The organism is Priestia sp. HNGD-A6 (assembly GCF_045784335.1).
In the GTDB taxonomy this organism is placed as follows: Bacteria; Bacillota; Bacilli; order Bacillales; family Bacillaceae_H; genus Priestia; species Priestia zanthoxyli.
In genome coordinates this window covers 3,048,072-3,067,152 of the sequence record NZ_CP138621.1, presented here as the reverse complement: position 1 = coordinate 3,067,152, position 19,081 = coordinate 3,048,072, and the positions used below count along the sequence as shown (strand labels likewise).

Annotated in this window: 23 protein-coding genes and 1 riboswitch; of the genes, 3 read left to right on the top strand and 20 right to left on the bottom strand. The window is 39.4% G+C overall.

Annotated features, from left to right (window positions below):
* The 13 genes from sufC to SCI76_RS15490 all read right to left on the bottom strand — a co-directional run bounded on the left by sufC (nucleotide 1) and on the right by SCI76_RS15490 (nucleotide 12,014).
* Nucleotides 1–786, bottom strand: coding sequence for a Fe-S cluster assembly ATPase SufC (gene sufC, locus SCI76_RS15550; protein ID WP_013059647.1), 786 nt, complete (start codon nucleotides 784–786; stop codon nucleotides 1–3).
* Nucleotides 787–1,024: 238 nt separating this feature from the next.
* Nucleotides 1,025–1,390 (bottom strand): carboxymuconolactone decarboxylase family protein, encoded by a 366-nt coding sequence (locus SCI76_RS15545; protein WP_016765828.1) that lies wholly within the window; start codon nucleotides 1,388–1,390, stop codon nucleotides 1,025–1,027.
* Between the two features lie 121 nt (nucleotides 1,391–1,511).
* Nucleotides 1,512–2,348, bottom strand: coding sequence for a MetQ/NlpA family ABC transporter substrate-binding protein (locus SCI76_RS15540; protein WP_014457885.1), 837 nt, complete (start codon nucleotides 2,346–2,348; stop codon nucleotides 1,512–1,514).
* 17 nt (nucleotides 2,349–2,365) lie between these two features.
* Nucleotides 2,366–3,034, bottom strand: coding sequence for a methionine ABC transporter permease (locus SCI76_RS15535; RefSeq protein WP_016765829.1), 669 nt, complete (start codon nucleotides 3,032–3,034; stop codon nucleotides 2,366–2,368).
* The gene (locus SCI76_RS15530) at nucleotides 3,027–4,052 is read right to left on the bottom strand and encodes a methionine ABC transporter ATP-binding protein (RefSeq protein ID WP_034264210.1); all 1,026 of its coding nucleotides are present in this window, start codon (nucleotides 4,050–4,052) and stop codon (nucleotides 3,027–3,029) included. The genes SCI76_RS15535 and SCI76_RS15530 overlap by 8 nt, the downstream gene beginning before the upstream one ends.
* A gap of 131 nt (nucleotides 4,053–4,183) precedes the next feature.
* A riboswitch (SAM riboswitch) is annotated at nucleotides 4,184–4,291 on the bottom strand.
* 180 nt (nucleotides 4,292–4,471) lie between these two features.
* A complete protein-coding gene (locus SCI76_RS15525) occupies nucleotides 4,472–4,771 on the bottom strand; it encodes a thioredoxin family protein (protein ID WP_033580445.1) in 300 nt (99 codons plus the stop codon).
* A 14-nt stretch (nucleotides 4,772–4,785) separates the two neighbouring features.
* Complete coding sequence (locus tag SCI76_RS15520) at nucleotides 4,786–5,136, bottom strand: toprim domain-containing protein (protein ID WP_025752660.1); 351 nt, start codon at nucleotides 5,134–5,136, stop codon at nucleotides 4,786–4,788.
* A 181-nt stretch (nucleotides 5,137–5,317) separates the two neighbouring features.
* Nucleotides 5,318–5,563: a YusG family protein gene (locus SCI76_RS15515; RefSeq protein WP_014457881.1), complete on the bottom strand. Its 246-nt coding sequence runs from the start codon at nucleotides 5,561–5,563 to the stop codon at nucleotides 5,318–5,320.
* Nucleotides 5,564–5,642: 79 nt separating this feature from the next.
* Nucleotides 5,643–6,026 (bottom strand): glycine cleavage system protein GcvH, encoded by a 384-nt coding sequence (gcvH, locus tag SCI76_RS15510; protein WP_014457880.1) that lies wholly within the window; start codon nucleotides 6,024–6,026, stop codon nucleotides 5,643–5,645.
* Nucleotides 6,027–6,161: 135 nt separating this feature from the next.
* Nucleotides 6,162–6,518, bottom strand: a complete 357-nt coding sequence (locus tag SCI76_RS15505; RefSeq protein WP_028412087.1) for an arsenate reductase family protein — start codon at nucleotides 6,516–6,518, stop codon at nucleotides 6,162–6,164.
* A 115-nt stretch (nucleotides 6,519–6,633) separates the two neighbouring features.
* On the bottom strand, nucleotides 6,634–8,418 hold the full coding sequence (locus SCI76_RS15500) for an acyl-CoA dehydrogenase family protein (protein WP_033580444.1): 1,785 nt from the start codon (nucleotides 8,416–8,418) through the stop codon (nucleotides 6,634–6,636).
* A gap of 23 nt (nucleotides 8,419–8,441) precedes the next feature.
* The gene (locus tag SCI76_RS15495; RefSeq protein WP_014457877.1) at nucleotides 8,442–9,620 is read right to left on the bottom strand and encodes an acetyl-CoA C-acetyltransferase; all 1,179 of its coding nucleotides are present in this window, start codon (nucleotides 9,618–9,620) and stop codon (nucleotides 8,442–8,444) included.
* A 12-nt stretch (nucleotides 9,621–9,632) separates the two neighbouring features.
* Nucleotides 9,633–12,014, bottom strand: a complete 2,382-nt coding sequence (locus SCI76_RS15490) for a 3-hydroxyacyl-CoA dehydrogenase/enoyl-CoA hydratase family protein (protein WP_176344946.1) — start codon at nucleotides 12,012–12,014, stop codon at nucleotides 9,633–9,635.
* A gap of 184 nt (nucleotides 12,015–12,198) precedes the next feature.
* On the opposite strand from SCI76_RS15490, the gene SCI76_RS15485 reads away from it, so the two are divergent.
* Nucleotides 12,199–12,348 (top strand): YuzL family protein, encoded by a 150-nt coding sequence (locus tag SCI76_RS15485; protein ID WP_013059660.1) that lies wholly within the window; start codon nucleotides 12,199–12,201, stop codon nucleotides 12,346–12,348.
* Between the two features lie 79 nt (nucleotides 12,349–12,427).
* Here SCI76_RS15485 and SCI76_RS15480 read toward each other — a convergent pair whose 3' ends face one another.
* The 6 genes from SCI76_RS15480 to SCI76_RS15455 form a co-directional block, all read right to left on the bottom strand.
* Nucleotides 12,428–13,345: a proline dehydrogenase family protein gene (locus SCI76_RS15480; RefSeq protein WP_028412084.1), complete on the bottom strand. Its 918-nt coding sequence runs from the start codon at nucleotides 13,343–13,345 to the stop codon at nucleotides 12,428–12,430.
* Between the two features lie 178 nt (nucleotides 13,346–13,523).
* The gene (locus SCI76_RS15475; protein ID WP_028412083.1) at nucleotides 13,524–13,781 is read right to left on the bottom strand and encodes a YusU family protein; all 258 of its coding nucleotides are present in this window, start codon (nucleotides 13,779–13,781) and stop codon (nucleotides 13,524–13,526) included.
* Nucleotides 13,774–14,544, bottom strand: a complete 771-nt coding sequence (locus SCI76_RS15470; RefSeq protein WP_048021823.1) for an IucA/IucC family C-terminal-domain containing protein — start codon at nucleotides 14,542–14,544, stop codon at nucleotides 13,774–13,776. The genes SCI76_RS15475 and SCI76_RS15470 overlap by 8 nt, the downstream gene beginning before the upstream one ends.
* The gene (locus SCI76_RS15465; protein ID WP_013059664.1) at nucleotides 14,534–15,361 is read right to left on the bottom strand and encodes an ABC transporter ATP-binding protein; all 828 of its coding nucleotides are present in this window, start codon (nucleotides 15,359–15,361) and stop codon (nucleotides 14,534–14,536) included. Before SCI76_RS15465 ends, SCI76_RS15470 begins: the two co-directional genes overlap by 11 nt.
* 26 nt (nucleotides 15,362–15,387) lie before the next feature.
* A complete protein-coding gene (locus SCI76_RS15460) occupies nucleotides 15,388–16,437 on the bottom strand; it encodes an iron chelate uptake ABC transporter family permease subunit (RefSeq protein WP_028412081.1) in 1,050 nt (349 codons plus the stop codon).
* Nucleotides 16,434–17,438, bottom strand: coding sequence for an iron ABC transporter permease (locus SCI76_RS15455; RefSeq protein ID WP_028412080.1), 1,005 nt, complete (start codon nucleotides 17,436–17,438; stop codon nucleotides 16,434–16,436). Before SCI76_RS15455 ends, SCI76_RS15460 begins: the two co-directional genes overlap by 4 nt.
* A gap of 179 nt (nucleotides 17,439–17,617) precedes the next feature.
* Here SCI76_RS15455 and SCI76_RS15450 point away from each other — a divergent pair, with 179 nt between their 5' ends.
* Together SCI76_RS15450 and SCI76_RS15445 are read left to right on the top strand one after the other, a co-directional pair.
* Nucleotides 17,618–18,607, top strand: a complete 990-nt coding sequence (locus SCI76_RS15450) for an ABC transporter substrate-binding protein (protein ID WP_034264222.1) — start codon at nucleotides 17,618–17,620, stop codon at nucleotides 18,605–18,607.
* Between the two features lie 109 nt (nucleotides 18,608–18,716).
* Nucleotides 18,717–18,890, top strand: coding sequence for a YozQ family protein (locus tag SCI76_RS15445; protein ID WP_013085357.1), 174 nt, complete (start codon nucleotides 18,717–18,719; stop codon nucleotides 18,888–18,890).
* A gap of 32 nt (nucleotides 18,891–18,922) precedes the next feature.
* Here SCI76_RS15445 and SCI76_RS15440 read toward each other — a convergent pair whose 3' ends face one another.
* Nucleotides 18,923–19,060: a hypothetical protein gene (locus SCI76_RS15440; RefSeq protein ID WP_014457868.1), complete on the bottom strand. Its 138-nt coding sequence runs from the start codon at nucleotides 19,058–19,060 to the stop codon at nucleotides 18,923–18,925.
* Nucleotides 19,061–19,081 lie beyond the last annotated feature (21 nt).

Sequence of the window (19,081 nt, the reverse complement as noted above, 5' to 3'; positions counted from 1 at the left end):
TTAAGCTTCTTGCTCTACAGTTTCGTCTTCAATACCTAATTCTTGTTTGATCCAGTCATAACCTTCTGCTTCTAGACGCTGCGCTAATTCTGGTCCGCCTGATTTTACAACACGACCTTGCATCATAACGTGAACTTTATCTGGTGTAATGTAGTTTAATAAACGTTGGTAGTGAGTGATCATTAAGCAACCAAACTCGCTGCCGCGCAGTTCATTAATACCTTTTGATACAACTTTTAACGCATCGATATCTAAACCAGAGTCGATTTCATCTAAAATTGCAATTCCTGGTTGAAGCATCATTAATTGAAGAATTTCGTTACGCTTCTTCTCACCGCCAGAGAAACCTTCGTTTAGGTAACGCTGAGCCATGTCTTGATCCATTTCTAAGAAATCCATGTTTTTGTCTAATTGACGGATGAATTTCATTAGTGAAATTTCTTCGCCTTCTTCACGACGAGCATTAATTGCTGAACGTAGGAAGTCTGCGTTTGTTACCCCGCTGATTTCACTTGGATATTGCATCGCTAGGAATAGACCTGCACGAGCGCGCTCATCTACTTCCATCTCAAGTACATCTTCGCCGTCTAGCGTGATGCTTCCTTGTGTAACCTCGTATTTAGGATGTCCCATGATTGCTGAAGATAATGTTGATTTACCAGTACCGTTTGGTCCCATGATTGCATGGATTTCGCCGCCCTTAACTTCTAAATTAACACCTTTTAAAATTTCTTTACCTTCAATTGCAACATGAAGATCTTTAATTGTTAAAGTTGACCCTGCCATATTAAAACCTCCAGTTATAGACGTATATAGTAAAAAACGATATACCTATATCTTTTTAATTATTCTCATTTTATTCTCATTACAATCTTATAACAAATGAAAACTTATAGCAACCTTTTGACCCAAAAGGTTTTAAACCATTATGTACGTTTTTTAAGACTAAATCCACTCATAAAAAAGTTGCCTTAAAAGACTCGATAGAGCCTTCTAAGACAAGCTTTTTACCCGCTTTATTTACTTAGTGCGTGTGGCTAGTCAGTTCCGAAACACACTCTTGGACAAGCGTAACGGACTGACTCATCGCTGCGCCTCCGCCAAATGCCGCTGATACTCCGCATGCTTCTAAAATCTCTTGCTCAGTTGCACCTTGATCAATGCAGCCTTTTGTATGATAAATCATACAGTACTCGTCTTGAGCTACTACGCTGATTCCTAGCGCGATTAACTGCTTTTCTTTTTTAGAAAGAGAACCTTCTCCAAAACATGCTTCAGTAAACGCATTAAACGTTTTTGTTACTTCCGGCAATTTTTCGCTAAATTTCCCAACACCCATTTTATAATCATGAAGTGCTTGCTCAGTTGAATGACGTGCTTCTTGCTGCATAACGTCAGCTCCCATCATCAGTAAAGTTTTCACGGTTAGTATGCGTGAGAAAAATAAGAGTTATTCGTTTTGATGCATACAAAAAAGCACTTGCCCAGAGTGGGCAAGTGCTTTTCTTCTATTATTTATTTACCGGCAATACTCCGCCTTTGTATTTTTCTTTAATGTAGTCTTGAATTTCTTTAGAGTGAAGAACTTTTACTAAAGCTTTCACTGTATCTTTATTTTCGTCACCTTTGTGAACCGTAATGATGTTTGCATATGGGTTATTTTCTTTGCTTTCCACTGCGATTGGATCTTTTACTGGATCTAAACCAGCATCGATAGCATAGTTAGCATTGATAACAACAGCGTCACCTTCATTGTTTTTGTACATTTGAGGTAACAATCCGCCTTCAACATCGGCTTTAAATTTTAAATTCTTAGGGTTTTCTACAATATCTTTAATTTGTGCGTCTGTTTTCTTTACGCCTGGTTTTAATTTGATCACGCCAGCTTTTTCAAAAATCGATAAAATACGTCCTTGCTCTGCTACTGCATCACGCATAATAACTGTGCCGTTTTTCGGAAGATCTTTTAAGCTTTTGTATTTTTTAGAGTAGATACCAATTGGTTCAATGTGAATGGCACCGGCACTTACGAAATCATACCCTTTTTCACCTTTATGATCTTTTAGCACTGAATTCATATAAGGAACGTGCTGGAAGTAGTTTGCATCAATTTCATTGTTTGCAAGAGCTGTGTTCGGTAAGATGTAATCTTGGAATTTTTTAATCTCTAAATCAATTCCTTGTTTTTCCAAAATAGGTTTTGCTTGTTCTAAAATTTCAGCATGAGGCGTATTAGATGCACCCACGACAATTTTCTTTTCATCTTTTGATCCATTGTTAGATCCACACGCCGCTAATCCTACTACTAGCGCAGATGTTAATGCTAAAGCTGAAAGCCATTTTTTCATAATAAATAATCCTCCCTTTATCTTTTATCAATTTTTGCAGTAATCGCATCTCCAATAAGTTGGATAATAAATACAATAATCAAAATTAAGATCGTAGCGGCTAGCGTTACGTCATTATGACTGCGCTGGAATCCTTCTAAATATGCAAGGTTTCCAAGACCTCCAGCTCCAATCACACCCGCCATTGCCGTATAGCCTACTAACGCAATGGTTGTTACTGTCAAACCGGAAATCAAAGCTGGCAGCGATTCAGGTAACAGCACTTTAAAGATAATAGTGCTTGTTGTGGCTCCCATTGATTTAGCAGCTTCAATAACACCTTTATCAATTTCACGCAGACCAATTTCTACAAGACGCGCATAAAATGGTGCTGCTCCAACAATTAAAGCCGGTAACGCTGCATTAGCGCCTAAAATACTTCCTACCAATGCTTTGGTAAATGGAATCAGTAAAACAATTAAAATAATGAATGGAATGGAACGAAAGATATTTACAACCGCCGACACAATGGCATATAAAGGTTTGTTTTGCCAAAGCTGTCCTTTGGACGTTAAAAATAAAAGCAGGCCCAATAAAATACCTAGAACAAATGTGGCTACAACTGAAATAGCCGTCATATATAGTGTTTCATTTGTCGCTTGAATAAAATCATCTAAAATAACGTTTGGAAATAGTTTCTCAAGCATTTGTCATTACCTCCACTTCTACCTGCTGCTCATGAATGTATGCAATGACTTTTTCAACTTCTGTTAATTCTCCGTCTAAATGAACGAACAGCGTCCCGTATGAACCTGTTTGTGTATGAGAAATCTTTCCTTGCAAAATATTAATCGTTACATCAAACTGTTTTAAAATCGTTGTAATGAGCGGTTGCTCTGCTTTTCCGCCAACAAACGTCAGCTGAATAATTTGCCCGCTTGGATACAGCTCTTTTACTTGTTCAATCGTTTCAAACGTTTCCTCTGGTTCAGAAATCTGTTGAACGAATCGTTTTGTAATCGGCTGCTTAGGTTTTCTGAATACTTCTAGCACTTGTCCTTCTTCTACTACTGCCCCATTTTCCATAACGGCTACTCGATGACAAATTTTACGAATGACGTGCATTTCATGAGTAATCAATACAATGGTTAACCCTAGCTTCTCATTAATATCTACTAACAGATCTAAAATAGAATCTGTCGTTTGAGGATCAAGCGCTGATGTTGCTTCATCACAAAGCAATACTTTTGGATTGTTCGCTAGCGCTCGAGCAATCCCAACACGCTGCTTTTGTCCGCCGCTAAGCTGTGATGGATAAGCATCTTCACGCCCTTCAAGCCCGACTAGCTTAATAAGTTCGTCCACTCGTTTCATTCTTTTTTCTTTTGAAATCCCTGCTATTTCTAACGGAAAGGCAATATTTTCTCGTACCGTACGCGACCACAAGATATTAAAGTGCTGAAATACCATACTAATTTCTTGTCTAGCTTTTCTGAGTTTTCCGCCTTTAATTTTTCCAATATCATTACCTGCTACTTCGACCGTTCCTGTCGTTGGTGTTTCTAATCCGTTTAGCAAGCGAATCAAAGAACTTTTCCCCGCTCCGCTATAACCAATAATTCCGTAAATTTCACCTTGGTTAACGGTTAGATTCACATTATCAACAGCTGTTACTTGACCGCTTTTGGCCTGATAAATTTTTGTAACGTCTGTTAATGTAATCATATTTCTTCACCTTCTTTAATAAAAACTTAATTATGTTAGGTTGCCCTATAGGATGAAAAAGCCGTAAAACAATTTTCCCCATTAAAAAAGCCTCTCTGCGCATGACAGAAAGGCTCGATATTTAATCCTTTCTCTCATCTTTCAAAGCGCATAGCTTTGCAGGAATTGGCACCATTTCAGTTAGTCTGACGGTTGCCGGGTTTCACAGGGCTCAGTCCCTCCACCTCTCTTGATAAGAGTTCGCAACAATTATTTTGTTTTTAGGAAATATTCATTCATTTATGAACATTCATGAGTGTGATTTTAGCATGTGTCAGATAGGCTGTCAACAGATTTTATTCTTGGGATAATATCCCAAGATTTCAACAGCCCCAACGGTTCGCTCTCTTTCCACTTCTTCATTTTAAACAAACGTTTGATTATCGAAGCTCCTCGAGTACGTGCTCGATGGAATGAAACGCGTAGAGTTTTTTTACCATTTCACCATTTTCCACTTCAATCAAACAAGGTACGCTTTCAATAGAAAATAATTCTGCTTTTGAAGGCATATAATTTAAATTGCTCATTCCGATGGTTACATCCGGCAGCATCGCTTCTGCCACGGTTAACATTTTTTTTGCCAGCTGACATGTCCCGCAAAAAGGCGTATGGAAAAAGATAAAGGCTCTTTCTCCTTCTTTTAACTGATCATCCAGCTGTTTTTCGCTCCATTCTTGCATGTTGCTCATTCCTTTTATGTTAAAAATTCTGCATTAACATCGATATTGGCACTCAGCAATACTGTTGCTATGTGATGTCTAGGGGCGGCAGCAACTTCTCGGTACATTTTATCAATATATAGATGCTCTGCTTCCGGAAGCTCTCGTTTAAATTGTTTTCTCAGCTTATTCCCTGAATCATCAGAGTCAACGAGTATGTATACCTCTTTGTTAAACGTACAGTCAATAATTTCATCCAGCTTTGATAAACTAATCGTACCGTTTGTACAAATAATTTCAATTGGTTCTCGAATGATATCTTGAATACGCTTTTTATCTGACTTTCCTTCGACAATAATTACTTTTTCAATTTCAATTAGCCCCATTTTCATCACCCATAATCGTCAGTTGTATAGTAACATCATTTCTTTATGCTATACAATATTCGTTAATGTATCACAGTTCACCTGTTTTTTAAAAGAAATTTGCAAGAAAGAACTCTTTTAAAAGGCAGTTTAGGCCATATTATCCCTATAAAACAAGAAAAACAGCGGCAGTTGCCACTGTTTAGCACCATCCTGCTTCTTCATCGCAGTCTGTATATTTTTGCGTTTCACCTTGTTTTTGTACGTCCGCGTATTGATAGAACTTATTATTTTCTTGCGAATATCCTTCTTCAAAGCGGTATTCATTGCCGCTTGTTCCGTAGCTAACTTCACCAATTGGCTGCTTATCAACGTATAATTTCATACCGCCGTCATGAAATTTAGCTGTAACGCGATCTGTAACGTCCATTTTTTGTTTTTCAAACATAAAAAGACACTCCTTTAGCTTGTTTACTAATAGAGTGTCCAGTCAAAAACTTTTCATAAAGACAATTTATGGAGGAATATTATCCTTCGTTTGTCATTTCTTCGTATTGCTCTGCTGTCATCAGCTTGTCTACTTGAGAAGCATCAGATGGTTTGATTGTAATCATCCATGCTTCTTCGTATGGAGATTCATTAACAAGTTCAGGACTATCGCCTAAGTTGTCGTTTACTGCTACAACTTCACCGCTAATTGGTGCGTAAAGCTCAGAAACTGTTTTTACTGATTCAACGCTACCAAACGGCTCGTCAGCTTCTACTGTTGCTCCTACTTCTGGCAGTTCAACGAATACGATGTCTCCAAGCTCAGCTTGAGCGAAATGTGTAATACCTACGCGGACAACGTCTCCTTCTGTTTTTACCCATTCATGCTCTTCAGAATAACGCAAATCTTTTGGTGTACTCATCTTAATCCCTCCAAAATATGTATCGTAATTTGTTTATATAAAAAGCGCCTTCAACGTGGAGAACACTTTCTACAACCTAAAATAACTTCCTATTAACAGTGTAACGTAAAAGGTAAAAATTTTCTATTTGAAAACTTACTTCCACACGTCCTCAAACTGCTCTTCTTTGAAACCAAGCGTTACTTTTTGTCCATCTGTTAGCAGCGGACGCTTAATTAACATGCCATCTGACGCAAGAATAGACAGAAGTTCGTCTTCACTCGCACTGCTTACTTTATCTTTAAGACCTAACTCGCGATATTTTTTACCGCTTGTATTAAAGAATTTTTTTAATTCTAGGCCGCTGTTCTGATAGTAAGCTTGCAGCTGCTCTTTTGTTGGCGGATTTTCTACAATATGAATTTCTTCATATGCTACTCCGTTATCATCGAGCCACTTCTTTGCTTTTCGGCACGTACCGCACTTTGGATATGAATAAAAAAATAATGACATTTCGTCAACCACCCTTTATTTTAAGCTTTTTTCGTATTTTAACACATCCTTTATCATTTACCTAGATAGAGGCTTCTTAAACAAAAAGGAGCTCGCAAAACGAGCTCCTTTTTCCTTAAACTGTGAATTTCTCTACTTCTAGAAGCGTTTTTGCAACCTCGCGCTTTACGCTAATTACATTGATTGGTGTATAGCGAGTTAATTTGCGAAGAGACGAAAGCATGACTCTAAGCGTATCACCTTGTTCAACGCCAATTAACGTTTCTTTTGCATCTGCTTCGATTCGATTAAATGCTTCTTGGCAGAATACTTGCGTGTATTTTAATTTTAAGCTGTTTTGATCTACTCCTGTTTTGGAAATGGCTTTTTCAGTACGTAAAACAGTAGATTCCATTGCATATACGTTACTAATCATATCAGAAATATTAACGAGAATTTCTTGTTCTTTTTCTAATTCTTTGCCATACTTTTGTGCAGCTAATCCCAAAAGCAAGAGCGCAATTTTCTTCCCGTTTTGCACAAGCATTTTTTCTTGATCTAACGGCTCATTTCCTACTTCCTGCGGCATAAGCATCATCAATTCTTCTTGAAGCGTTTGTGCTTTTTGAAGCAGTGGAAGCTCTCCTTTTAACGCTTTGCGTAAATATGTGCCTGGTACTAAAAGACGGTTAATCTCATTTGTTCCCTCAAAAATACGATTAATGCGAGAATCGCGATACAGACGCTCAATTTCATACTCGCTCATAAAACCGTAGCCTCCATGAAGCTGCACGCCTTCATCTACAATGTAGTCAAGAGCTTCCGTGGCAAACACTTTATTTAATGAACATTCGATAGCATATTCAGCAATAGAAGCAGCAATTTGTTTTCCGTCTTTTTGCTGTTCTTCTGAAAGCTGGCCCATATGGTCTTCAAAAAGTCCTACCGTACGATATACGGAGCTTTCAGTTGCATACAATTTAGAAGCCATTGTGGCTAACTTTTCTTGTGTTAATGAGAATTTAGCAATTGGCGTTTTAAACTGCTGACGCTGGTTAACGTATTGAGACGTAATTTCTAACGCACGTTTCCCTGCTCCAACTGCTCCAACTCCAAGCTTATAGCGCCCAATATTTAAAATGTTAAAGGCAATCACATGGCCTTTTCCAATTTCACCTAGCACGTTTTCTTTTGGAACAAGCGCATCTTCAAGAATCAACGTTCTGGTTGATGAGCTTTTGATTCCCATTTTCTTCTCTTCCGGGCCAACCGAAACGCCTGGAAATTCGCGCTCAACGATAAAAGCAGAAAATTTATCGCCGTCAATTTTTGCGTACACCACGAATACATCAGCAAATCCAGCATTCGTAATCCACTGCTTTTCTCCATTTAACACATAGTGTGTACCTTCTGCGTTAAGGCGAGCTGTTGTTCGAGCACCGAGAGCATCCGAACCAGAACCCGGTTCAGTCAGCGCATAAGCCGCTATTTTTTCCCCTACCGCTAAAGCAGGTAAATATGCTTGTTTTTGCTCTTCTGTTCCAAATAAGACGATTGGCAATGACCCAATTCCTACATGAGCACCATGAGTGATGGAAAATCCGCCTGCTCGAGACATTTTTTCAGCAATTAAAGCCGAAGTAATCTTATCTAAACCAAGCCCACCGTATTCTTCCGGTACATCTGCACCAAGCAAGCCTAATTCACCAGCTTGTTTTAATAGCTTTACAGAACGGTCAAATTCATGCTTTTCTAAATATTCCACTTGCGGAAGGACTTCATTTTCTACAAATTCATCTGTCGTCTTGGCAATCATCTTTTGTTCAGATGTATAATCCTCCGGCGTGTAGACGCGGCTTGCATCGCCTTCTTCAATTAAAAAACTTCCACCTTTAATCATTTGTTTTGTTTTATTTGACATGTTCATATCCCCCTTTGAAATGATTATGCTAACAATTCAAATACACCAGCAGCTCCCATTCCTCCACCAATACACATGGTGACAATTCCAAACTGCTCATTTCGACGCTGCATTTCGTGCATTAAGCTAAGAGTCAGCTTAGCTCCAGTACAGCCTAATGGATGACCTAAGGCAATAGCGCCTCCGTTTACATTTACTTTATCTTCATTAATATTTAATTCACGAATAACGCCAAGTGCTTGAGAAGCAAATGCTTCATTTAATTCAAACAATCCGATATCAGAAAGCTCCAGCCCTGCTAGTTTAAGAGCTTTAGGGATGGCAGCTACCGGGCCAATCCCCATTACTTCAGGTGGAACTCCTCCAACTGCAAATGAGCGAAACTTAAGCAAAGGCTTTAAGCCTTCTGCTTCAGCTTGTTCTTTATCCATTAGAAAAACGGATGCAGCTCCGTCACTTGTCTGCGAAGAGTTTCCAGCTGTGACGGATCCTTTAATCGAAAAGGCTGGACGAAGTTTCCCTAATACGTCCGCAGTTGTGCCAGGACGAACTCCTTCATCTTGAGAGAACATCAGTTTTTGTTCACGTAGCTTATTGTTTTCATCGATTTTCCGAAGCGTCACTTCTACGGGAACAATTTCGTCGTTAAACTTCCCTTCTTGAAGTGCTTTTGCTGCTTTTTGATGGCTGCGTACGGCAAATGCATCCTGGTCTTCACGTGAAATGCCGTATTTCATCGCCACTTGTTCTGCTGTATGTCCCATGCCCATATAATACTCCGGCGCATTTTCAACCAGCTGAACATTCGGACGCGCTACGTTTCCAAACATCGGAACAAAACTCATTGATTCTGCTCCTCCAGCTAACACTGCTTTGGCTTGCCCTAGCATAATTCGTTCTGCACCGTAGGCAATACTTTGCAAACCTGATGAACAATAACGATTAATCGTTATTGCTGGCACCGTATAAGGCAAACCTGCAAGAGCGCCAATATTTCGAGCCATATTCAAACCTTGTTCTGCCTCAGGCATCGCACAACCAATAATTAAATCATCAATCGGTCCTTCGTATCCGCCTGCTCGGCGAAGAGTTTCTTTAACCGCAATAGCTCCCAAATCATCAGGTCTAACACTTGCCAATGAACCTTTTTTTGCTTTTCCGACCGGTGTCCTAGCACCTGCTACAATAACTGCTTCTCTCATTTTTTCTCCCCCTTAATTGCGCAGTGGCTTTCCTTTAACTAACATGTGCTGCATACGTTCTTGAGACTTCGCTTCTCCAACAAGGCTTAAAAATGCTTCTCTCTCTAAATCAAGCAAATACTCTTCATCCACTTCGGAACCAAACGCTACGCGTCCTCCAGCTAATACAAATGCTAACTTACTAGCAATTTTGTAATCATGTTCTGATATATATCCTGAATATTTCATGGATTGAGCTCCTAGCAGCAACGTTGCATATCCTGTTTCTCCAACGACAGGAACTTTAGTTTTTACAGGCGGTTTATAGCCCGTGTCGTGTAAAGCAAGGACTGAGTTCTTTGCATCATTCAGCAAGTGATCTCCGTTTACACTGATAGCATCATGGCGGTTTAAAAAGTTTAGCTGCCTAGCTTCTGCAGCAGAAGTAGATACTTTTGCAGTAGCAATTGTTTCAAATGTTTTATTGGCAATTTGCTGAAGATCGAGCGTTACACCGTTCGGTAAACCATTTAGCTGTTTGATATAAAGCTCCTTGTTACCTCCTCCGCCAGGAATTAACCCGACTCCTACTTCTACAAGGCCCATGTAAGTTTCAGCAGAAGCTTGGATTTTAGCTGACGGTAAGCAAATTTCTGCTCCGCCTCCAAGAGTCATCGCAAATGGAGCTGCAACAACCGGCTTTTCGTTATATTTCACCTTCATCATTGCCTGTTGAAATTGTTTAATGACAAGCTCAACTTCAAAATAATTGTCATCTTGTGCTTCCATCAAAATCATAGCTAAGTTAGCGCCAACGCAGAAATTTTTTCCTTGGTTTCCTATGACCAGCCCCTTATAATTCTTGTTCACTTCTTCAAGAGACTGATTCAATAAGCTGATAATATCTAGCCCAATCGCATTGTTAGGAGAAGTAAACTGCAGGCATGCCACATCATCTCCTAAATCAATTAAGCTCGCTCCGCTGTTTTCTAAAATGACATTATTTTGAGAGCGTAAAGATGACAGGTGGATCACCTTTTTATTTTCTTTTACTGCTTTATACTCATCCTCTTCGTAGTAAAGCGTTTGACCTTCCATTTCTTTATAAAAGCTTGTAAATCCATTTTCCTGCATTTGTTTTACCCACTGCGGGATGGCTAAGCCAGACTGCTCCATCTTCTCAATTGATTTTTCTAAACCAATTGCATCCCACGTCTCAAAAGGACCCATTTTCCAGCCAAATCCCCACTTCATAGCTTGATCAATGGCGACGATATCGTCGGCGATTTCATTTTTCAACTGTGCTGCATACACAAGAACGGGGCTGATAATGTTCCAAAGAAGCTGTCCAGCACGATCATCAGAATATATAAGCGCTTTCATTTTGTTTTGCAGCCCTTTTGCCTGCTTACTTAATTCGGTAGAAGCTGTTTTTAACTTCTTTCTTTCGACGTATTGAAGTGTATTAGGATCAAGTTCTAAAATTTCCTTGCCTTTCTTTAAAAAGAAGCCTTGCCCCGACTTGCTTCCCAGCCAGCCATTTTCCTGCATTTGTTTCATAAATAAAGGCACGTCGAATACCTCTTTTTCTTTGCCTTCCACTTTGTCAAACACATTGTTGGCCACATGAATAAATGTGTCTAGTCCCACTACGTCTAACGTTCGAAACGTTGCGCTTTTTGGTCTTCCAATTAAGGGACCCGTCACAGAGTCAACTTCTCCCACGCTGTAATTACCTTTTAACATTTCTTGAACGGTCACAAGTAAACCGTACGTACCGATACGGTTGGCGATAAAGTTAGGCGTATCTTTTGCAATAACTACTCCTTTACCCAATACATCTTCACCAAACGTTTTCATATATTCAACAATTTCTGATTTTGTGTCATGAGTTGGAATAATTTCTAATAACTTTAAATAACGAGGTGGATTAAAAAAGTGCGTTCCTAAGAAATGCGCTTTAAAATCTTCTGAGCGTCCTTTAGCCATTTCGTGGATCGATATTCCTGAAGTATTTGAACTTACAATACTTCCTTTTTTTCGTACGCCGTCAATTTTTTCAAACAACTGCTGTTTAATATCAAGGCGTTCCACTACTACTTCAATGATCCAATCGCAGTCGCTTAACTGCTGTAAATGATCTTCAAGGTTTCCCGGCGTAATTAACGATAGTGACGACTTCGACGTTAAAGGTGCCGGTTTTTGCTTCGTTAATTTAGCTAAAGCAGTTGTGCTCAACCGATTTCTGACTTGCCTATCTTCAAGCGTTAGCTGTTTTTTTTCCTCGTCTGGTGTTAATGAAGCTGGAACCACATCTAGCAAAAGCGTTGGAATTCCTACATTCGCTAAATGAGCTGCAATTCCAGAGCCCATAACTCCTGAACCTAAAACGGCGGCTTTTTTTATGTTCATAATTATCCCCACATCCCCTTTGATATATTGAATGAATGGTCATTCATTTTATGTGTAAAAAAAGAGAGTCACTGTTAATCTCTGTTTTTACTATAAAGCATTTTTTAAATTTTCGCAATATATTCACAATATTATCTCTAACTATTTTTTATGTGTTTGGTTATCTTAATACACAGGAGGTGATTTTGTGAGTAAATTAAAGAAAGATCCATCTTCAGCAGGCGTAAGCGCAGCAAGCGTTAAAGGAAATGCTGGACCGGTTAATGAACCGCACGGACGCGGCAAAAAGACATCTCAAAACCAGCAGTACACAAAGCATAATACACAAGGACATTAACCTCAAAATCGAACATGAGTAATCGAATCATGTTCGATTTTTGACTATTTCTTATTCTGTCATCACGACCATTTCATGGTTATTTTTTTACGATTCCTTTTAAGACAAATGCGACATTTGCAGGTCTTTCTGCAAGGCGCCTCATAAAGTACCCATACCAGTCCGTTCCATAAGGAACGTACACTCTCATTTGATATTGTTCTGCTACGAGCTGAACCTGCCTTTCTGGTCGAATACCGTATAGCATCTGGAATTCAAACTGATTCATTGAAATTCCATGCTTTTTAACAAACTCTTTTGTATACTGAATGATTCGTTCATCATGAGTAGCAACTGCTGTGTAGTGACCGTTTAATAAATGAAGTCCAATTATGTTTTTGAAGTTTTCGTCTACGTCTTCTTTATCAGGAAAAGCCACGTCTGCCGCTTCTTTGTACGCTCCTTTTACTAACCTTAATTTAGGAGCATAAGCATCTAATTCGCGAACGTCACTTTCTGTTCGATATAAGTATGCCTGAAGTACCGTCCCTACGTGGTCATACTCACTTTTTAATTGTTTAAACAGCTTAATCGTCTTGCTGCATCGCTTATAATCTTCCATATCAATCGTCACGAACACGCTATATTTTTCCGCTTCATTTAGAATATGACGCATATGATGAAGCGCCAGATCTTCAGAAATATCAAGTCCCATAGACGTTAATTTCAAAGAAATTTCTGAATCTAACCTTTCTTTGTGTATAAGATGGATGGCCTTTATGCATTGAGCCACAGCATTATTGACTTCAGCTTCACTTTCCACAAACTCTCCGAGATAATCAATCGTTACTTTTAATCCCTGTTCATTTAGCTTTTTTATCACACTAACAGCTTCATCGATGGTTTCCCCTGCAACAAACCTTGCTGCCCCAAAACGTAAACCATAGCGCTTAGCTAACTTTGTTAACTTTTTGCTTTTTGATAACAATAAAAAAAAGTTTCTTATCGTTTGTTCCAAAGCAACCCCCCGCCTTCACTTGTCATACACCTCACAAATTTTATCTAATTATCATTAATTTTACCATTTTATCAACCATATAGATAGGCACCCTTCATTAACATATGCACACTAGATCAAAAAGCTACCTGGAGCTTTTTTGATAAAAAAACATTCATCAGCTTCGTGATGAATGTTTTTATTCTGGTTTTCGCTGTGACGCTCGATGCGCTTCATTCAGCTCTTTTATTTCCTTCACAATTTCAATCATTTCCGCTTTTGCGTCTGGATATAATTGATTCCAATGCTTTGTTAAAGGCGGCATAGATTTTGAGATATGGTTGTAAAGTGCCCACATTTTCACTTTTTCCTGCAGCTGTTCATCACTTTCTCCAACCATTAGTTCCGTATACTTTTCAATCAAACCGTCGAATTGCTCTTGAAAGGTTTTACTCATGCGCAGTCACTCCTTTCTTTGGTTTACAAATAACCGGACACGTTCGACAATAAGTCTCTTTATCTCCTGTTTGGTAGGACAAACAGCACGTTTTTCGTACTCTTATCTCCTGCTTTTGTTTCTCTATATATTGAGGAGGTGAACTGTACCCAGCAAGCGGATTGTTATGATATGAACCAAAGTGACGTCCCTCAGCTTCTTCTAACACGTATCGTAAATTCTTTTGCACTTTCACATTGTCTATTTCTTCGTTTGCTAAAAGCAAATCATAAAGCCAGTGAATATAAACAGCTACGTTTTCCCACAGCGTCAGCTTTGAGATTTTTGTCACTTTACGCAGTACTGACCACATCGGCTCAATTTGATGAGCAAACAATTCATCAAGAAGTTCATCAAGAAGAATTTCGCGATTATCCTCTGTTACTTCTGTCGTCTCAATTTCTGAGATAAACACTTTTGGAAGCCACATCGTTTCAACTTGTTCGGTATGCAAAGATACATTTTTAGTCGATGCATTTATCTTTTTTTGAAACACAATAAATGAATACAAAGCCGCAACCACAACAAAACTATACCGCTTTGCTAACATTGAAGCAGCTGCTCTCAAACTAGCGGCCTCCATCGTCTCTTGAATCCATAATAGCTGCACCTTCACCTTACTTTCATCCATGCAGCTGGCAGGAGAAAACCTGTACAGCGAGTTATCTTTAAACGTACAGCGGAATTTTTCTGCTAACTCGCTTTGCTCATTCCTACTGAGCATGCTGCGTTTCAACTCGCAGCTTATTCACAATACATCGTCCGCGCCCATGAGGAATACAAAGAGGCGTTCCAAATAACGGATCAACAGTCACTTCACAGTTCATATTAAAGACTCGCTGTACTAAATCGCAGTTAATGACTTCTTCTGGTCTTCCCTGTGCATAGATTTTTTTATCTTGAAGCGCCACAATATGATGAGCATAGCGGCAAGCTAAGTTTAAATCATGCAGCACCATTACGATGGTACGATTTTCTTTTTCATTCAGTTCAAACAACAAGTCCAAGATCTCAATTTGATGCGTCATATCTAAATATGTTGTCGGTTCATCAAGTAAAATAATATCTGTATCTTGCGCTAGTGTCATGGCAATCCATGCGCGCTGACGCTGTCCCCCAGAAAGCGAATCAACTTGACGATCTGCCAAGTCTGCTAAGCCTGTTGCTTCCAGTGCATTTTGCACTTTTTCTTCATCCTCTTGAGACCACTGGCGGAACCAATTTTGATACGGATAGCGCCCTTGTTTAACAAGCTGCAGCACAGTCAGACCTTCAGGTGCAACAGGACCTTGAGGAAGGATTGCTAGCTGCTTTGCAATTTCCTTGGTAGGAAGAGAAGAAATTTTAGAACCTTCTAGTAAAATAGAGCCTGCATGTGGCTTCAATAACCTTGCCAGTGAACGCAGCAGCGTAGATTTTCCGCATCCATTACTGCCGATAAAAACCGTAATCTCACCCTTTGGGATGGTAACGTCAAGCTCATCTATAATCATCGCTTCTCCATATGATAATGTTAGCGACTTTGTTTCTAACGAATGCATGCGAATCGCTCCTTCTACAAAGAATGCTATACGTTTCTTTGTTTGTATAGTAAATAAATGAAGTATGGTGCGCCAATTGCAGCTGTAAATACACCTGCTGGCACTTCGATTGGCAAGAAGAATGTTCGGCCAATTAAATCTGCTGCTGTGATTAAAATCGCTCCGATTAGTGCCGATAGCGGTATTAAAGCGCCGAATGACGAACCTACAAGCTTTCGGGCAATATGTGGAGCAAGTAACCCTACAAAGCTAATTCCACCGGCAAATGCAACGGCGCTCCCGGTTAAAGCTGTGCTCATCAGCAATAGTGCCAATCGATTTTTTTGAACGCGACTTCCAACGTTAGTCGCAATTTCTTCACCTAATTCTTGAACATTTAAATTTCGAATCATTAAAATCGTAATTATAACCAGCCCTGCAGTAACTGGAACTAGTACGGAAACACTTGCCCAATTTGAACCATACACCGTTCCGGTAATCCAAATATTTGCCTGGCTAGCGCGGTAGATAGGACCCATAATCATAAACAGCGTGGTCATAGCTTTCGTTAACGCTGTTAATCCAATTCCTATTAATACTAGTGTAATAGGAGAGACACCATTTTTCCAGGCAAACACATAAAGTAAAAGCGCCACTGCCACGGCACCTAAAAATGCGCTAACAGGCATCCAATTAATACTTACGGTTAACGAGTTGCTTTTATCACTAAATAGTGTCAAAAATAACACTACACCAACTGACGCTCCTCCTGTTAATCCAATTAAGTCTGGTGAAGCAAGCGGATTTCTCACAAGCCCCTGCAAGATAGCGCCCGCAATAGCTAGACAAATACCAGCACAAATGGCAACAATAATACGCGGCAGTCTAAAAGATGTAACAACTAATCGTTCAAACTCCAACCCATGACCCGCTAAAATTTTAATTACACGAAAGGGATTAATAAATAAGTCACCCGTACCTGCACTTAACAAAAAGAGTGCAACAAGGACAGCTGAAAATCCGGTAATGATTAGAGCAGCTTTTATATTAACTAAAAATGAAATTCTCTTTAAGCGAAGAGATAAGTATGTTTTCATGACGTCTTCGCCCCTTTCCTTGCCATATAGATAAAGAAAGGTGTACCAATAACAGCAGTCATGACTCCAACAGGGATTTCTTGAGGCATAATGACGTACCTTGCGCCAACATCAGCTAATAAAATTAAAATCCCGCCGACAACCGCACTATAAGGAAATACCCAGCGATAATCTTGTCCTACGATTGCTCTTACAACGTGAGGAACAATGATTCCTACAAAGCTAATGGGACCGGCTACTGCAACGGCTCCCCCCGCTAAAATCGCAATAATGATACCGCTTATAATTTTGACAAGAGCTGTTCTTTGACCTAATCCTTTGGCTACGTCTTCACCAATCGTTAAAATATTAATTTTTGAAGCGATAAAAAAAGTAACAATAATTGCTGGCACTACATAAGGCAGTATGCCATACAACATTTCAACCTTGCGTCCTTGCACAGACCCTGCCAGCCAAAAGAGGACTTGATCAAGCGAAGATTCATCCACAGCTAGCAGTCCTTGTGTTAAAGAAGAGAAAAAGGCTGCAATAGCCGCTCCTGCGAGCGTCAGTTTGATAGGCGTTAGCCCTTCTTTTCCAATGGACCCAAGAAAATAGACAACCACTACGGTTAGTGCCGCTCCTACAAATGCAATCCATGTAAAAGCTTGAAGTGAATTGACCGAAAAAATCATCACTGCAACAACAATAAAAAAGCTGGCCCCAGCGTTCACACCGATAATATCCGGTGAAGCAAGTGGGTTTTTCGTTAACGCCTGCATCATTGCTCCTGCAATTCCTAAACAAATACCTACCACAGCACCGATTATAGCGCGCGGCAATCGAATATTTTGAATAACTATGTGCTCATTCGAACCGTTAAACGCTTGAAAAGCTTCAAATGCTGTTTTGATACTTGTATCTGTGTATCCGAGTACGATACTTAATCCAATACAGATTAAAAGCAGCATGATTCCAATGATGAGCCCCATTACTTTCATTTGAACACTGCGTAGCATCATTTTCATTGCTCTCCTCTAAGATGATTCCTATATATATCTAACCTTTAGTTTAGGAAACATTGAAAAAAGTGTCAATGATTTTGAGAATCATTTTCAATTTTTAATTGACACCGCTTAAAAGTTAGAATATTATCTTAATTGTTAATGAAAATCATTATCACTTAAGAGGGGGAAAAGATGTGAATACATATTCTAAAGGCAAGTTGTCATATTTGTTGTCCATTCTTACCATTATGACACTGCTTGTGCTGGCAGCCTGCGGTAATTCAAACGGCGCTGACAGCGATAAAAAAGAAAAAACTGAGGGTTCTGGCGAAACTTACACAGTAAAACACGCAATGGATAAAACCGATATTAAAGGAACGCCTAAACGAGTGGTTGTTTTAACGAACGAAGGTACTGAAGCTCTTCTTGCAATGGGTGTAAAGCCTGTGGGCGCTGTTCAATCATGGTTAGGAAATCCGTGGTATGACCATATTAAAGGTCAGATGAAAGGCGTTAAAAGTGTGGGTACAGAAAGCGAGCCAAGCTTAGAAGCAATCGCTGCTTTAAAGCCTGACTTGATTATCGGAAATAAAATGCGACAAGAAAAAGTATACGATCAGCTTAGTCAAATTGCTCCGACTGTATTCTCTGAGGAGCTGCGCGGAGATTGGAAATCAAACTTTAAGCTATATGCAAAAGCTGTAAACAAAGAAGAAAAAGGTAAAGAAGTATTAGCTGACTATGACAATCGCGTAGCAGATTTAAAGAAACGCCTTGGAGATCAGTTAAAACAAAAAATCTCAGTTGTACGCTTTACAGCTGGAGACGTTCGTATCTATCATAAAGATTCATTCTCAGGTGTTATTTTAGATCAGCTTGGATTTGCTCGCCCTGAGTCTCAAGACAAGGATGATTTTGCTGAAATGAATGCAACAAAAGAACGCATTCCGGCAATGGACGGCGATCAGCTATTTTACTTCTCTTATGAAACGGGAGACGGTGAAGCAACAAAGCTTGAAAAAGAATGGATAAACGATCCTCTCTTTAAAAAGCTAAAAGTGGCTCAAGAAAATCATGTTCATAAAGTAGATGATGCTACTTGGAATACAGCAGGCGGTGTGTTAGCAGCTAATATCGTACTTGATGATATTGAAAAAATCTTCTTAGATAAAAAACAACAATAATATGAAAGAAAGAGCTTCGACGAATCGAAGCTCTTTCTTTCATGTATAATGTATTTCCTTTCATCGCACACTAACCGTGGTCTCACTTTATTAAATAGGAGTGGTGAAAATGAATTCAAAAAAACAGCCTAAAAAGCAGCCAGATACAAATGAAATGGCTGACCGCCAGTTCGAAACAGAAGATTATAACCGACAAGATGCACTCTCGCAAGGTCTAGCAGAAACACATGAGCAAGTAAGCGACGCCTATCAAGAAGGATCATTTGAAGATACAGATCGTTAATAAAAAAGAGCTGACTCTAAGTCAGCTCTTTTTTATTTTGAATGCTGCCATGCCGTTTTAGGCAATGACATGGACATCCACTGCTGGCGCTTTGATTTATCAATCGTCACTTTCTTTGCTTTAATTCCTTGTTGAATCAGCTGTTTCATTAGTTTATCAATTGACTTCATCGCTATTCACCTCAAAAGCGG

Excerpts from the sequence above, each read along its gene's own strand:
- SCI76_RS15500 (WP_033580444.1), bottom strand. The coding sequence starts at position 8,418 with ATGTCAAATAAAACAAAACAAATGATTAAAGGTGGAAGTTTTTTAATT.
- SCI76_RS15475 (WP_028412083.1), bottom strand. The coding sequence starts at position 13,781 with ATGAGTAAAACCTTTCAAGAGCAATTCGACGGTTTGATTGAAAAGTAT.
- SCI76_RS15515 (WP_014457881.1), bottom strand. The coding sequence starts at position 5,563 with ATGTTTGAAAAACAAAAAATGGACGTTACAGATCGCGTTACAGCTAAA.
- SCI76_RS15520 (WP_025752660.1), bottom strand. The coding sequence starts at position 5,136 with ATGGGGCTAATTGAAATTGAAAAAGTAATTATTGTCGAAGGAAAGTCA.
- SCI76_RS15545 (WP_016765828.1), bottom strand. The coding sequence starts at position 1,390 with ATGCAGCAAGAAGCACGTCATTCAACTGAGCAAGCACTTCATGATTAT.
- SCI76_RS15465 (WP_013059664.1), bottom strand. The coding sequence starts at position 15,361 with ATGCATTCGTTAGAAACAAAGTCGCTAACATTATCATATGGAGAAGCG.
- SCI76_RS15505 (WP_028412087.1), bottom strand. The coding sequence starts at position 6,518 with ATGTCATTATTTTTTTATTCATATCCAAAGTGCGGTACGTGCCGAAAA.
- SCI76_RS15470 (WP_048021823.1), bottom strand. The coding sequence starts at position 14,544 with ATGCTCAGTAGGAATGAGCAAAGCGAGTTAGCAGAAAAATTCCGCTGT.
- SCI76_RS15460 (WP_028412081.1), bottom strand. The coding sequence starts at position 16,437 with ATGAAAACATACTTATCTCTTCGCTTAAAGAGAATTTCATTTTTAGTT.
- gcvH (WP_014457880.1), bottom strand. The coding sequence starts at position 6,026 with ATGAGTACACCAAAAGATTTGCGTTATTCTGAAGAGCATGAATGGGTA.
- SCI76_RS15495 (WP_014457877.1), bottom strand. The coding sequence starts at position 9,620 with ATGAGAGAAGCAGTTATTGTAGCAGGTGCTAGGACACCGGTCGGAAAA.
- SCI76_RS15445 (WP_013085357.1), top strand. The coding sequence starts at position 18,717 with ATGAATTCAAAAAAACAGCCTAAAAAGCAGCCAGATACAAATGAAATG.
- SCI76_RS15540 (WP_014457885.1), bottom strand. The coding sequence starts at position 2,348 with ATGAAAAAATGGCTTTCAGCTTTAGCATTAACATCTGCGCTAGTAGTA.
- SCI76_RS15525 (WP_033580445.1), bottom strand. The coding sequence starts at position 4,771 with ATGCAAGAATGGAGCGAAAAACAGCTGGATGATCAGTTAAAAGAAGGA.
- SCI76_RS15535 (WP_016765829.1), bottom strand. The coding sequence starts at position 3,034 with ATGCTTGAGAAACTATTTCCAAACGTTATTTTAGATGATTTTATTCAA.
- sufC (WP_013059647.1), bottom strand. The coding sequence starts at position 786 with ATGGCAGGGTCAACTTTAACAATTAAAGATCTTCATGTTGCAATTGAA.
- SCI76_RS15455 (WP_028412080.1), bottom strand. The coding sequence starts at position 17,438 with ATGATGCTACGCAGTGTTCAAATGAAAGTAATGGGGCTCATCATTGGA.
- SCI76_RS15440 (WP_014457868.1), bottom strand. The coding sequence starts at position 19,060 with ATGAAGTCAATTGATAAACTAATGAAACAGCTGATTCAACAAGGAATT.
- SCI76_RS15530 (WP_034264210.1), bottom strand. The coding sequence starts at position 4,052 with ATGATTACATTAACAGACGTTACAAAAATTTATCAGGCCAAAAGCGGT.